Genomic DNA, 13,218 nt, shown 5'->3' on the forward strand with positions numbered 1-13,218 from the left:
ACCTAGGGGCGCGCTGCGGGTACTGACAATGCCTCAGGGCGCCGCTACGCCCCGCGCGCCCGGCGCCCGCGGGGTGGGCCGCTGCCCGCTCCGTTCAGCGGGATCATGGACTCCAGCGTGGCCCCCCTGACCCAGGCGCCGAGCAGGTTGCGGTGCAGGGCGAGGAGTCCGTGCTTCACGGCCAGGGCGCGGGCCGCCCGCGTGAAGTCGGCCGTGGTGACGAAGGCGGCGACATCCGCCCCGTGTTCGGCCTTCGCGGTGCCCAGGAACTTCTGCATGTCCCCGCTCGATACGGTGCGGTGCGCCGCGTAGTGCTTGCACTGGATCACCAGCCGACGGCCGTCCGGCATCAGGCCGGTGACGTCGGCGCCCAGGTCGCCCGACTTCCCGGAGACGACGACCTGGGTGCAGCCGTCGCGGCGGCACAGCTCCGCGATGTACAGCTCGAAACGCTGCCATGTCATGGCGTCGACCTCGGCCATGGAGCGCTCGCGCGCCTTGTCCTCCTCCTCGGCCTGCCAGGCGCGATGTCCGGCGACCGTCGTGCGGTGGGTCGTACGCAGCCACCAGACGGTGCCGCCGAGCAGCGCTACGAGGGCCGCTCCGAGGACGTACGGCCACACCGCGTCCCAGGTCAGGGCCAGGATGAGCAGCAGTGCGGCGCCGGTGGTCCAGGCCCCGCGGCGTAAGGACCGCTTACGTCCACGTCGTGTCGTCACCACGTCTCTCTCCCCCTCGCGAGCCGGGGAAATTCCGGTGACGGCGACGCGCGTCGTTTCTAGGGTGAGCCTTGTGCTGTCCCGTCCCTCCTTCATCACCGACGACGCGGTCGCGCGTGCGGTCGCCGCGCACTGGCTGCCCGAGGCCGCCGAGGCGGACTACCTGCCCTGGGGGTTCGGCGCCCACCACTGGCGGGTGGCCGGTGGTGGGACGAGCCTGTTCGTGACGTTGGACCAGTTGGCGCCCCGGCACACCGCGGCCTCGCTGGAGGCCGCCTACGCGGGGGCCGCGGCGCTGGCGGACGCCGGGCTGGGCGTGGTGTGCGCGCCGTTGCCCGCCCGGACCGGGCGGTTCACCGTCGACGTCGGGGCCGGAATGCTCAGCGTGACACCGTGGCTGGAGGGGCGGACCCCGACGGAGGCGGAGGCGCGCGAGCCCGGCCACCTGCGGGAGGTCCTCGCGGTGCTGGCCGCGCTGCACGGCGCCGCGTCACCGGACGGCCTGCGGCGCTGGGCCCCGCGCGTCGGCCCCGGTTTCGCCGACGAGCTGCGGGCCCGCACCGCCGCCCGGCCCTGGACGTCCGGCCCGCTGGCGGAGGAGGCCCGCACCGCGCTCGCCGACCACGGCGACGCGATCACGCGCTGGACGGGCCGGTACCACCAACTCGCCGATCTCGCCCTCGCGCACCAGGACTCCTGGGTGCCGACCCACGGCGAGCCGCACCACGCCAACCAGCTCGTGGACGCCCACGGGCTGAGGCTGGTCGACTGGGAATCGCTGGCCCTCGCACCCCGCGAGCGGGACTATGCCGACCTCCTCACCGCGGGCGCGGGCGACCGCCTGCACGCCGGCCCCGCGATGGTCGAGCTGTTCGCGCTGGACTGGCGGCTGTCCGAGATCGACGAGTACGCGCGCTGGTTCGCCGCTCCGCACACCGGCAGCGATGACGACCACACCGCGCTGGAGGGGCTGCACGAGGAGCTGTCAGCGGCCCTGTGAGCCAGGGGGCAGCCACACCTGCTGGCCCTCGGAGGTCACCGTCAGCCCGAACGCGTCGGCGCCCGGGCTCCCGGCGGCAACGAAGTCGTCGTAGACGGCCATGACTTCCTGCCACAGGTCGCGGGGGCCGTACTGCCACGTCTCCTGCGCGTTGACGGTGGCGGCCGAACCGCTTCGGTCGTGGAGCCACATCTGGTACGCGCCGTCCTGCGTCCCGTCGGCCATGACCACGCCCGGCAGCCGCGCGCCCGCGTAGAGGGCGAAGCCCAGGTCGGCCAGTGCGTCGAGGGGCAGTGGGCCCGGGGTGCCGCGGCGGCCGGTGCCGCTGTCCACGGGGGCGTCCGGGCGGGGGCGTTCGGAGCGCATCGGCATGAACTTGGCGCCTCCGACGAACCGGCCGCGGGCCGTGCCGTCCGCGGCCTTCTCGAGCCGTACCAGGGCGCCGGACCAGAAGTCCCCGGCCAGCGGCGCGACGATGATCCCGCCCACGGCGGTCTGTTGTACCCAGGCGTGGGGGACGCGGCGCACGGAGCAGGTGGCGATGATCCGGTCGTACGGCGCCGCGGGTTCCCATCCGCGCGCACCGTCGCCGCATACGACGCCGGGGCGGTAACCGGCCTCCTCGATGACCTTCGCGGCCCTCTCCGCCAGCACCTGATCGACCTCGATGCTGGTGACGTTCTCGCTGCCGAGCCGCTGGGCGAGCAGTGCCGCGTTCCAGCCGCTGCCGGTGCCGATCTCCAGTACGCGGTGCCCGGCGGCGATGTCGAGCGCGCCGAGCATCCGGGCCACCATGGTGGGCATGGAGTTGGACGAGGTCGCCAGCCTCGGGCCGTCGCCGTGTCCGTCGTCCACCTGGGTGACGATCGGTACGTCGCGGTAGACAAGGTCCCACCAGGCGTCGTCCGTCGTGACCGGCACGCAGGTGGCCTGCTGCTCCCAGATGTCCGCCGGGATGAAGAGGTGGCGCGGCACGACCTCGAACGCGCCGCGCCAGTCCGCGGACAGGGCCCCGGACGCCGTGAGCGCGTCCAGGAGCGCGGTGTGGCGCGCCTGCCACCGTTCGGTCAACGGGTCCTCATCTCTGCTTCGATGGCTGATCGCCGTCCGGCGGGGGAGGCGGCGGGGGCGTCCACGGTTTGATCGGGGCGGGGTCACCCTTGTGCTTGCTCTCGGCGATCACTGGCTACCTCCGGGGCATTCATTGTTGCGGAGCGGAAGGTGGGCGCGCAGGCCGGGCGAGTGTGGAGAGTGTGCCCGGCCGCGCTGGAGCTGTGCTTGATCGCGATGGCGACCGGCACCCGTGGGGGTGGTTATCCACAGGCTCCGGCGGTTGTCGGTGGGGGGCCGTACCGTGATTCCTGTCCTTATTCACGCTGCTGGGCTGCGCGTGACTCGGATGCGGAAGGCCGGGCCCTACAGCACGGGTCCGGCCTTCGTCCGGTATTCCGGTGCGGGGGGCAGGGGGGTGGAGTAGCGTCGGCGGGCATGATTCCTGCACGGGTACGGCCTGCGTACGGGGCCGATGAGCGGACGCAGTTGGTCGGCTGGCTGGATATGCAGCGGTCGATCGTCCACTGGAAGTGTGAGGGGCTGGCTCCCGAAGATGCCCATCGGGCGGTGCTGCCCGGTTCGCCGCTGATGACGATGGCCGGTGTGGTGTCCCATATGCGGTGGGTCGAGCACCTCTGGTTCGAGGTCGTTCTGAGGGGTGGGCCCAAGGAGGGGCCGCGGTTCGAGGAGGGGGTCGAGGACGCGGACATGCGGGTGGCGGGGATTCCGCTGGACCGGTTGCTCGCCGAGTACGAGCAGCAGTGCGCGGTGTCGGACGCGATCATCGCGGACCATGCGCTGGACGACGTCGCCCGGCGTATGGGCCCGTCCGAAGCCGCGCCCTCGCTGCGGTGGATCTTGTTCCACATGATCGAGGAAACCGCCCGGCACGCCGGGCATATGGATGCGATGCGGGAGCTGATCGATGGGGGGAGGGGCTACTACTGAGCGCCGAAGGCGAGGACTTCGTCGTACGGATCGGGGTGTACGCGACCGAGGGCGACCTCGCGCGGGTCGTCGACGGGTTCCGTCGGCTGCTGGACGAGGGCCCGGAGGCGTATGAGCTGGCGGTGGTGGCGGACCAGGGGGAGCTGGGTGAGCTGTACGAGGAGCTGCCGCAGCAGTGGCGGTGTCAGTATCCGGGCGCTGATCCGGGGGAGCGAGGGGTGTGGGAGATCCGGGTCGGGGTGCGGGCCGACCGGCAGCGGATGGACGCCCTGCGCGAGGCATTGACCCGGGTTGTCTGCCCGGACCCCGAGCATGCCTCGCCCTGTCCGGTCCCCTGGGCGGCCGGTTACACGACGGGCAGGTGGGACGTGTCGTTGTAGGAGACCAAGGAGGCGGGGAAGCCCGGGCGGTAGCGGAGGACGGTCAGGGCCGCGTTGTCGTGGTTGAGGCCCATCCAGCGCCAGGGCGGTGCGTCGAGCGCGGCCCGGACGAGCCAGCCGATGAGGAAGTTGTGGGTGACGACCAGTTCGTGGCGGTCCTCGGCGCCGGGCACCGGGCCGGTGAAGCGTTCCAGAGCCTCGTGGGCCAGCCGCGGGCCGTCGGCGCGCTCGTCGGCGGGGACGCGGTGGACGAAGTCGAGGAGCAAGTCGGCTGCGTCGGGCGGGAGTTCGTCGCGTTCCGGCGTATGCGGGACGTAGTCCCCGGCGGGTTCGCAGGCGTGTGCGGGTACGTCGTCGAGCTGGGCGGCGATCAGGTGTGCCGTCTGGGCGGCGCGCGGGAGCGGGCCGTGGTGGACGGCGGTCAGCGGGACGTTCCGGAGCCGCTTGCCGAGCAGGACGGCCTGGCGGCGGCCGTGGTCCGTCAGCGCGCGCTCGTCCGGGGTCGCCTCGCCGTGCCGGGTCAGATAGAGGTGGCGGGTCGCCGTCGCGGTCATGGGTTCCTTCGGGGGCCGGGTGTGAGCGTACGAACTGGTAGATGCCGTTGCTAGCGGCCCGGTTCCGGCTCGTCCGGGGTCAGCCGCACCACGGTTTCGGCGAGTTGGACGCACACCTGCTCGATCTGCCGCCGGGTGTGGTCGCGCTCGGCGATGATCGCCGCGAGGAGGAGGGCGGTCAGTGTCGTGGAGCCGTTGAAGGCCTGGAGGGTGACCATCTGCGTCAGCAGCGAGTGGCCCGCGAAGGGGCCGACGCCTTCGGCCGTGGCCTGGATCGCGAGGACGGTGACGATGAGCGAGCAGGGCGCGGCGCCGGGGAGCTGGAAGCGGAGAGCCGCCCAGATGAGGAAGGGGAAGACGAGGAAGAGCAGGCTGCCGGCCGAGCGGGTGGCCACCAGCATGACGCCCGCCGTGCCCAGCAGCAGCGCCGCCGCCTCCAGCCAGCGGTACGGGCTGACGCCGCGCGGGAGCCGGGCCCGGCGGGCGGCCAGCAGCAGGGGCGTGACGACCAGGACGCCCATCGCGTCCCCGGTCCACCAGACCGACCACGTGGGCCAGAAGGCGCTCATGGGGAGGGCGTCCGCGAGGACGAGGACGGCGGTGCCCAGGGTGGAGCTGATCAGCATTCCGGCCAGGGCGCCGAGGAAGACCAGGGCGAGGGCGTCCCGCAGCCGGTTCAGCTCCGTACGGAAGCCCGCCCGCCGCAGCAGCAGATACGCGCACAGCGGGGCCAGGGTGTTGCCCGCGACGATCGCGAGGACAGCGAGGGGCGCGGGACCGATGGGGGCGTTGACCGCGAGGGCGCCGAGGGTGATCCCGGGCCAGCTGCGCGGGCCCAGCAGGAGCAGGCAGGCCAGCGCGATCCCGGTGGGCGGCCACAGCGGGGTGACCTGGCCGCGTACGAGTTCCTGGAGCAGACCGAGCTGGGCGCCCGCGTAGTAGACGGCGGCCACGGCGAGGGTCATGACGGCGGTGCGCCGGGCGGTGGTGCGCGGGGGCGTGGGCGTGAGCGGGTGCTTCGGGGCGGCCTGCCGCCGCTCTCGTCCCCGCCGTCGCGCACCACAGCGGTCATGACACTACGGACGGCCCGGCGGGTACGACCGGACACGCGGGCCGGTGCGGGCGGCCCGCCGTACGGGTGAGCCGTCACGGTGGGCCGTATGGGTGACCCGTACGGATCACCCCCGGCGCATATGCGCACCGGGCTTGCCCACTTCCGCGCGAGACGCCACCGTTGTCCAGCAGCGGGCGCGCGCCGCGTGCCCGCATTCGACTGGGACCGGAGGTGCCATGGGACCGCTCGTTCCACCCCTCGTTCCACCGTATGAGACCGTCGGCGAGGGACCGCACCATGTCATGGCGGTGCACGGCTGGTTCTCCGACCGTGCCGCCTACGCCGCGATGCTGCCGCACATCGACCGGCGCGCCTTCACCTACGTACTGCCCGATCTGCGCGGCTACGGGGAGGCGCGTGACGTCCCCGGCGCGTACACCACCAGCGAGGCGGGCCGGGATCTGCTCGCGCTCGCCGACCATTTGGAGTGGGAGCGGTTCTCGCTGCTCGGGCACTCGATGGGCGGCGCCGTCGTCCAGCGGGTGCTGGCGGCGGCCCCGCACCGCGTCCAGCGGCTGGTCGGGGTGGCTCCCGTACCGGCGAGCGGGGTGCCGATGGAGGGTGAGCAGTGGGAGCTGTTCGCTTCGGCTGCCGACCGGCCCGAGTCCCGTCGGGCGATCATCGACCTCACCACCGGCGGCCGTCATCCGGACGCCTGGCTCGACCTGATGGTGCGGCATTCGCTGGAGCACAGCGATGCCAAGGCGTTCCGGGCGTGGCTGGACTCCTGGGCGCTGGAGGACTTCCACGAGGAGGTGGACGGCTCCCAGCTGCCGGTGCGGGTGGTGGTCGGCGCCCACGATCCGGCGCTCACCGCGGAGGTGATGCGCCGGACGTGGCTGCGCTGGTACGCCAATGCCGATCTGGTCGAGCTGGCGTCGGCGGGGCACTACCCCGCCGACGAGACGCCGCTGGAACTCGTCCGGGCCGTGGAGGATTTCATAGCGACTTCATAGCGACGTCGTAGCGATCTTCATGGCGACGTCTTGGCGACCTTCACAGCCGCTGGCGGGTGGTCCGTGCGGAGAGGGGCGAGGGAGGCGTGGGGGAGGACGAGGCGGAGGTGGGCGGTGAGGCGGAGCGCGTGCGATCGCGCTTCGCCTCGCTCCGCTGGTAGCGCGCCTCGCTCTTCCGGTACTGGGGCAGCAGCGTGTTGACGATGCGGTCCACGTAGCCGCGGGTCTCGTGGATGGTCGGGATGCCGCGCGCCCTGAGCACCGCGCCCGGTCCCGCGTTGTACGCGGCGAGGGCGAGCCGGGTCCGGTTGCCGGGGAGTCCGTCGACCACGCCGTACAGATGGCACATGTAGCGCGCCTGGGAGGGGATCGCGTCCCGGGGCTCCCAGACGTCGGCCTTTCCGTCGCCGCTGCCGTCACGCCCCCACTCCTTCCAGGTGTCCGGGGCGAACTGCGAGATGCCCTGGGCGTGTCCGGAGTCCGCGTCCGGCCGCCAGTTGCTCTCCGCGTGGATCTGCGCGGCCAGCAGCGGCACGCTCAGCGGTGAGCAGACCTTCGCCGCCCGCTCCACGATCGGACGCCGCGCGTCCGGGACGACGGGCAGCTTGGGCTCGGAGGGCGTCATGATCTGCCGTACGACGAGGACGACGGCGACGACCAGCGCGAGGCCGGCGACGAACGCCGCGAACATCCCGGCCGCACGGCTCAGCATGCCGGTGCCGGTGCCGGTGCCGGGACCGGTTTCGGGACCGGGGGGACGAAGTGACGCATGGGACGCATGAGTCGCATGGGGAGGACCGTAACCGCAATCGCACGGTGATCCGTAATCGGGCTGCGACTCTACGGTGCCGTGGCGACGGGGGCCGTGAGCGGTCCGGGCTCGTCCTCGGCCGGACGCTTCATCACATACGCCGCGCCCGCACCCGCGGCGAACAGCGCGAGGACCGACACCGCCGTGCCCAGCCAGCTGGCGCCGAGCCACTGGCCACCGACGTAGCCGAGCGCCACGCTGTACGCGGCCCAGGCCAGCCCGGCCACCATCGACCAGGGCAGGAACTCCGTCACCCGACGGTGTGCGGCGCCCGCGCTCAGGCTGACGACCGACCGTCCGGCGGGGGCGAAGCGGGCTATGACGACGAGCGGTCCGCCGCCGCGCACCAGCGCGGTGCCCAACTTCTCCTGGGCGGAGGTGAGTCGGCGGGAGCGGGCGATGGCCCGGTCGAGCCGGTCGCTGCCGCGCCAGGCCAGCCGGTAGGCGACCATGTCGCCGAGGACGGAGGCGGTCGCGGCGCACAGCAGCAGCGCGAACATCGCGGGGAAGTCGGCCGCGTCGGCCTGGCGCACCACGCCGACCGGGTCGACGGTGGTGCCCGCGGCGGCGGTGGCGGCGGTGATGACGATGAAGCCGCTCGGCAGGACGGGCAGAAAGACGTCTAGTAGGACCGAAATTGCGATGACTGCGTAGATCCATGGGGTGTTGGTCAGCGACCCCAAATGTTCCAACAACGTTCTTCTCCCGATCCCGTTCCCCCGCCGCCGCGTCTCGTCCGCGCGGGGCGGACGGGAGCGGCCTGTACAGCCATACAGCGTACGCCTGTGACTGTCGAGGATACCGGTAAGGGGTGACGATGCTGTTCGAATCACGCCATGCGGGGCACGTGGCCCCGCATGGCGCGATTCACCGCACGTTCACGGTTCGGACGTTCGTCTCGCCGATCAGAGCGCCGGTCAGACCGCGCTCGGCTGGCGCCGCGGTTCGGCTGCCGCCGCGGACGCGCGGGACGAGCCGAAGATCCGGTCCAGCGCCCAGGGGCCCGGGCCGGTGAAGACGATGAGGAAGAACGCCCAGCAGAACATCGCCGAGGCCTCGCCGCCGTTCTGAAGCGGCCACAGCTTCTCCGGCTGGTGCTCGTGGAAGTACGCGTAGGCCATCGAGCCCGAGCAGATGAACGCGGCGATGCGGGTGCCGAGGCCGAGCATCACCAGGGCGCCGCCGACGAGCTGGATGACCGCGGCGTACCAGCCGGGCCAGGTGCCCGCCTCGACGGTCTTGCCGGTGCCCATCGCGCCGCCCATCCAGCCGAGCAGCGACGAGGCGCCGTGGCAGAAGAAGAGCAGGCCGACGACGATCCGGAAGAGGGAGAGCACGTACGGTCTGCCGGTTTCCAGCAGGCCGTCGAGCGAGCGGGGGGAGGTGTCGGGAGACATGAGGGGATTGCTCCTTGTTCCTGGGGACGGAGAAACAACGGACCGACAGGTTAGGTTCCCCTCACCTTTTGTTGCAAGTTCAAGAACCTGCCAATGTGGGGGCCCGGGAAGGGCCTTCGGGGCGCCTCCGGGGCCGCTCCTCAGAGCCCTACGGCGCACATCGGCGCGGATTTCCGGTGCGGTTCGGGCGTCGCCGCGAGGCGCAGTACCGCCCGCGCCACCGCGTCCGTGTCGCACAGGGTGACGGAGTTCACGCCGGGGCGCGCCCCCGCCGCGGTCACCCAGTGGACGCCCTCCGTCGGCACCCCGACCGCGAACCGGCGTGGATGCGGCCGCCCCTGTGCGTCCACGATCCGGAACGGGGCCGGGGTGACGTCCAGTCCGCCCGTCTCGTAGCCCTCCACCCGGTGCGGTCGGCACTGCCCGGCGCGCAGCAGCCCGCTCAGCAACGCGTCATCGGTGCGGCGCAGATCCGGCTCCGGCAGCCGTGCCTCGATCAGCGTCCGGGCGATCACCGGAGGGCCGGGGACGAGCGCCGAGCGGGCGGCGAAGCCCGGCCTGTCTGACGACCCATCAGGTATTTTGGTCGTGACGTCCAGACCTGGACCCAGGATGTCGAGCACCCCCGCGTCGATCAGCGCGGCCATCTCCTCGATCCGGCGGCGCGGCGGGCCGATCGACAGGAACGCGTTCAGTGGGGTGTACCAGCGGTCGAGATGGGCCCGGCGCGAGACCCCGGAGAGCCCGCCGTGGTCGACGATCAGCCGCAGCTCGTTGCGGAGGTCGCGCAGGACGTCGAGCGCGGCCTTGACCGGACCGGCCACATTTCCGAGCCGGGCGTGGGCCGCGTCGGCGCGCGCGTACGTCAGCAGCCACCGCCGGAAGGCGTCACGCGTGGTGAACTTTTGTTCGCGGTGGGGCTGGGAGATCGTCTCCCAGCACCAGCGCCCGGTTGCCGGGATACCGAACGCCAGCAGCACATCGGCCTCTTCGGGGGAGCCGTGGGAAGTGGCCAAAAAGTGACGCCGGAAGTGTGGTGGGGCGCCCGGGCTTTGGCGGGACAGCAGGGCCTCGTAGTAGACGGTTTCGGCCTCCTTGGCGACCAGCGGCCACACCTCCGCGCGGAAGTCCGGCGGATCGCCGGAGTCCGCCCGCTTGCGGAAGGTCTCGAGGACGTCCTGGGTCAGCAGTAGCGGGGTGTGACGGCCGTGTGCGCCCTTCGCGTTGTCGCCGCGGGCGTGGTACGGGATGCCGCGCCGCGAACCCGCGTACAGCCGTGGCTCGCGGCCCGACGGGCGGTACACCAGCCCTTCCGCGACGGCGGTGTACGAACCGCCGCGGCCCTCGGTGAGCAGCGCCATGTGGTCGAAGAAGTTGAGGCCCAGGCCGCGGAGCAGCACGGGCTCGCCGGGCTCGATGGACGACAAGTCGACATCGGCGGGGTTGGCGGGCGGGTGGTAGCGCAGTCCGTGCCGGGCCGCGTGGGCGCCGAGCCGCTTCTCCGTCTCGTCGGGGGTCCGGGGCAGATGGCCCTGGGCCAGAACGACGGCGCGCAGTCCACCGAGGCGCGTGCCGTCGTCGAGGGCCAGGGTCTGGGTGCCGTCCGGTGTCTCCTCCAGGGCGATGGCGCGGGCCGGATGCGGGCGGACGGTGACGGTGCCGGGGGCGGTGCGGACGACCTCGGCGAACACCCACTCCAGGTAGTGGCCGTAGAGGGCGCGGCTCGGATAGTCGTCCGGGCCGAGGGTGGGGGCGGGGGCGTCGTCGCCGGTGGTGGCCCATTCGTACAGGCTCGGCCCGGTACGTATCGGTCCGTCGCATTCGACGCTCTCATCAGTGAACAGGGTCACCTGCGAGGCGACGGTGTTCATCAGCAACTCGCCCGGCTGTGCCGTCCGCCACACCCGCCCGGCGCCCGGCGGGGACGGGTCCACGATGTGCACGGTCAGCCCGGTCCCCGGTATCAGCTCCGGCGCGGAGGCACAGAGGCGCTCCAGCACGCTGGTGCCGCGGGGACCGGCCCCGACGATGGCTATGGCGTGGGGGTCTCCGGCCAAGGTGTTTCTCCCGGGGCAGATGTGACGCAGGATTTCGCCCATCATGCCGTTCGCCCGTCGGGTTTCCACCCGCGGGCCGGAACGTCCCCCTCCGTTGTGTCCCGTATCACTCCGGCGGCACCCGCGCACGGCCGATCGGGTGCGTGGCGCCGGTGGCGCGGGGGATCCGGCCCGCTCCGGGGGAAAGGACGTCGTCATGGTGGTGTCGTCATGGTGAGGCGAAAGCGCGCTCCGCTCGTCCGGGCGGCGGCCGGTGCCGCCGGGACGGCGGCGCTGTCCGCCACGCTGTCCGCCGCGCTGGGGTTCGCTCCGGCGCGCGACGTCCCGCCCGCGGGCAAGGCGTGCTGGGCCACCCACTACGGGCCGATGCGCGCCGGTGCCCGCACGGCGAGCGGCCAGCTCTTCGACAACTCCAGGTACACCGCGGCGACCTCGCTGAGCCGCAGGCCGCAGCTGCCGTTCGGGACCCGGGTGAAGGTCACCAACGTCGCGAACGGCAGGTCCCTGACCGTGCGCATCACCGACCGCGGCGCCTTCGCCTGGACGCGGGCGTCGCCCAAGTGCCTCGACCTGACCGACCGGGCGTTCGCCCGCCTCGGCGGGGTCCTCGACCCGGACGCCGGTCTCATCACGGTCCGGGAAAAGGTCCTCCGGAGCGTGAAGCGGCCCTAGATGTGTTGTCCCGGCACGTTGGTGACAGGCGACGCGCCGTGAGCGGTGCTTGAACGAGGCGAGGGCCTCCGGTTTCGGTGTGGATTGCGACATCTACCACCGGCACGCAGGAGGCCCTCGTTGATCCACCGTAACGCCCCGCTGACCCCGACCGGCAGGCTGCGTCTGGCCCGGTGCGTCGTCGACGACGGATGGCCGCTGCGGCGGGCGGCCGAACGGTTCCAGGTCAGCCACACCACCGCCACCCGCTGGGCCCAGCGATACCGTCGCCACGGGGCCGCGGGGATGAGCGACCGCTCTAGCCGCCCTCGCCGCTCACCACACCGGACGCCCGCCCTGGTGGAGGAGCGGGTGCTGCGGATCCGCCGTGAACACCAGATCGGCCCGCTGCGGCTGGCGGCCCGTGCCGACGTCGCGGCCTCCACCGCTCACCGCATCCTCCAACGCCACCACATGCCGCGCCTGGCTTCCTGCGACCGGGCCACCGGCGAACCCGTCCGCCGCTACGAACGGTCCCGCCCCGGCGAACTGGTCCACATCGATGTCAAGAAGCTCGGCCGCATTCCCGACGGCGGCGGTCACAAAGCCCTGGGCCGGGAAGCCGGCCGCAAGAACAAGAGCGGCACCGGCTATGCCTTCCTGCACACCGCCCTGGATGACCACTCCCGCCTGGCCTACACCGAGAACCTCCCCGACGAGAAGGCCCCCACCTGCGCCGGCTTCCTGGCCCGCGCCACCGCCTGGTTCGCTGCCCAGGGCGTGACCGTCGAGCGGGTGCTGACCGACAACGCCTGGTCCTACAGCAAGAACACCTGGCGGCAGACCTGCCGAGATCTGGGCATCAGTCCCCGCTGGACCCGCCCCTGGCGGCCCCAGACCAACGGCAAGGTCGAACGCTTCCACCGCACCCTGCTCGACGAATGGGCCTACCAGCAGCCCTACACCTCAGAAGCCGAACGCCAGGCAGCGTTTCCCAACTGGCTGGACTGGTACAACTACCACCGACCCCACACCGGAATCAGCGGCCACACCCCAGCCAGCCGCGTCACCAACCTCTCCGGACAACACACCTAGACCCTAGACCTCGGGCCAGGACGTCCGCAGCGGTGTGACCAGATGGGGCTCCGGGGCCTGGACGGCCTGGTCCAGGCGCAGGCCCGCAGTTCTGCCCTGGAGCGTCAGGGTCATCAGCTGGTTGCCGAACCAGGGGCCGCCCGTCTTGCGCCAGCTCAGCCGGGGCGCCGGGACGCGGCCGTGGCGGGTGAAGACGCGGCCCAGCGCGCGGCCCGCCCGGCTCCAGCCGAAGCGGAAGCCGAGGCGGATCGAGGCGTGGATGCTGTTGTGCACGGGGGAGCAGGTCAGCTGGCGGACCTCGCTGAGCGGGCGGCGCGGCCAGCGGGACCAGTCCGGTTCGGCGATGTACGCGTGGTGGACGTCACCCGACAGCACACTGATCGTGGCGGGCGCGTCGGCCCCCTCGCCGACCTCGGCGATCAGATCGGTCAGGGCGTCGAAGGACTCGGGGAAGGCCGCCCAGTGCTCCAAGTCGCCGCGCTG

The 13,218-nt window shown here is 72.3% G+C and carries 14 protein-coding genes and 1 pseudogene; 6 read left to right on the forward strand and 9 right to left on the reverse strand.

What is annotated here, in order from left to right:
* Positions 1 to 44: 44 nt before the first annotated feature.
* The gene (locus SSOG_RS31445) at positions 45 to 719 is read right to left on the reverse strand and encodes a restriction endonuclease (protein ID WP_342634358.1); all 675 of its coding nucleotides are present in this window, start codon (positions 717 to 719) and stop codon (positions 45 to 47) included.
* Positions 720 to 792: 73 nt separating this feature from the next.
* Between SSOG_RS31445 and SSOG_RS31450 the strand changes: the two genes are divergently transcribed.
* Positions 793 to 1,719, forward strand: a complete 927-nt coding sequence (locus SSOG_RS31450; RefSeq protein ID WP_106516487.1) for a phosphotransferase — start codon at positions 793 to 795, stop codon at positions 1,717 to 1,719.
* Here the strand turns inward: SSOG_RS31450 and SSOG_RS31455 are convergent.
* Positions 1,705 to 2,790, reverse strand: coding sequence for a methyltransferase domain-containing protein (locus SSOG_RS31455; RefSeq protein ID WP_039939141.1), 1,086 nt, complete (start codon positions 2,788 to 2,790; stop codon positions 1,705 to 1,707). The genes SSOG_RS31450 and SSOG_RS31455 overlap by 15 nt on opposite strands.
* A 417-nt stretch (positions 2,791 to 3,207) precedes the next feature.
* On the opposite strand from SSOG_RS31455, the gene SSOG_RS31460 reads away from it, so the two are divergent.
* Positions 3,208 to 3,720, forward strand: coding sequence for a DinB family protein (locus SSOG_RS31460; protein WP_009718303.1), 513 nt, complete (start codon positions 3,208 to 3,210; stop codon positions 3,718 to 3,720).
* 35 nt (positions 3,721 to 3,755) lie between these two features.
* Positions 3,756 to 4,100 (forward strand): hypothetical protein, encoded by a 345-nt coding sequence (locus SSOG_RS31465; protein ID WP_050800030.1) that lies wholly within the window; start codon positions 3,756 to 3,758, stop codon positions 4,098 to 4,100.
* On the opposite strand, the gene SSOG_RS31470 is transcribed toward SSOG_RS31465, so the two are convergent.
* Entirely contained in the window at positions 4,067 to 4,654 is a 588-nt protein-coding gene (locus SSOG_RS31470) for a histidine phosphatase family protein (protein WP_009718305.1), read from the reverse strand. The genes SSOG_RS31465 and SSOG_RS31470 overlap by 34 nt on opposite strands.
* Before the next feature lie 50 nt (positions 4,655 to 4,704).
* On the reverse strand, positions 4,705 to 5,619 hold the full coding sequence (locus SSOG_RS31475; protein ID WP_009718306.1) for an MASE1 domain-containing protein: 915 nt from the start codon (positions 5,617 to 5,619) through the stop codon (positions 4,705 to 4,707).
* Positions 5,620 to 5,944: 325 nt separating this feature from the next.
* Between SSOG_RS31475 and SSOG_RS31480 the strand changes: the two genes are divergently transcribed.
* On the forward strand, positions 5,945 to 6,724 hold the full coding sequence (locus SSOG_RS31480) for an alpha/beta fold hydrolase (protein ID WP_009718307.1): 780 nt from the start codon (positions 5,945 to 5,947) through the stop codon (positions 6,722 to 6,724).
* Positions 6,725 to 6,764: 40 nt separating this feature from the next.
* On the opposite strand, the gene SSOG_RS31485 is transcribed toward SSOG_RS31480, so the two are convergent.
* The 4 genes from SSOG_RS31485 to SSOG_RS31500 all read right to left on the reverse strand — a co-directional run bounded on the left by SSOG_RS31485 (position 6,765) and on the right by SSOG_RS31500 (position 11,034).
* The gene (locus SSOG_RS31485; RefSeq protein WP_009718308.1) at positions 6,765 to 7,436 is read right to left on the reverse strand and encodes a lytic transglycosylase domain-containing protein; all 672 of its coding nucleotides are present in this window, start codon (positions 7,434 to 7,436) and stop codon (positions 6,765 to 6,767) included.
* A 128-nt stretch (positions 7,437 to 7,564) separates the two neighbouring features.
* Positions 7,565 to 8,230, reverse strand: coding sequence for a DedA family protein (locus tag SSOG_RS31490; RefSeq protein WP_039939142.1), 666 nt, complete (start codon positions 8,228 to 8,230; stop codon positions 7,565 to 7,567).
* Between the two features lie 222 nt (positions 8,231 to 8,452).
* Entirely contained in the window at positions 8,453 to 8,932 is a 480-nt protein-coding gene (locus SSOG_RS31495; protein WP_009718310.1) for a DoxX family protein, read from the reverse strand.
* A 140-nt stretch (positions 8,933 to 9,072) separates the two neighbouring features.
* Positions 9,073 to 11,034, reverse strand: a complete 1,962-nt coding sequence (locus tag SSOG_RS31500) for an FAD/NAD(P)-binding protein (protein WP_009718311.1) — start codon at positions 11,032 to 11,034, stop codon at positions 9,073 to 9,075.
* Positions 11,035 to 11,199: 165 nt separating this feature from the next.
* Between SSOG_RS31500 and SSOG_RS31505 the strand changes: the two genes are divergently transcribed.
* Positions 11,200 to 11,661, forward strand: coding sequence for a septal ring lytic transglycosylase RlpA family protein (locus tag SSOG_RS31505; RefSeq protein WP_063631605.1), 462 nt, complete (start codon positions 11,200 to 11,202; stop codon positions 11,659 to 11,661).
* A 120-nt stretch (positions 11,662 to 11,781) separates the two neighbouring features.
* Positions 11,782 to 12,735: an IS481 family transposase gene (locus SSOG_RS31510; protein WP_009718312.1), complete on the forward strand. Its 954-nt coding sequence runs from the start codon at positions 11,782 to 11,784 to the stop codon at positions 12,733 to 12,735.
* 3 nt (positions 12,736 to 12,738) lie between these two features.
* Here the strand turns inward: SSOG_RS31510 and SSOG_RS31515 are convergent.
* Positions 12,739 to 13,218: pseudogene (locus tag SSOG_RS31515) on the reverse strand (alkaline phosphatase D family protein); the annotation flags it as partial.

Origin of the sequence: Streptomyces himastatinicus ATCC 53653 (assembly GCF_000158915.1) — a bacterium.
GTDB lineage: Bacteria > Actinomycetota > Actinomycetes > Streptomycetales > Streptomycetaceae > Streptomyces > Streptomyces himastatinicus.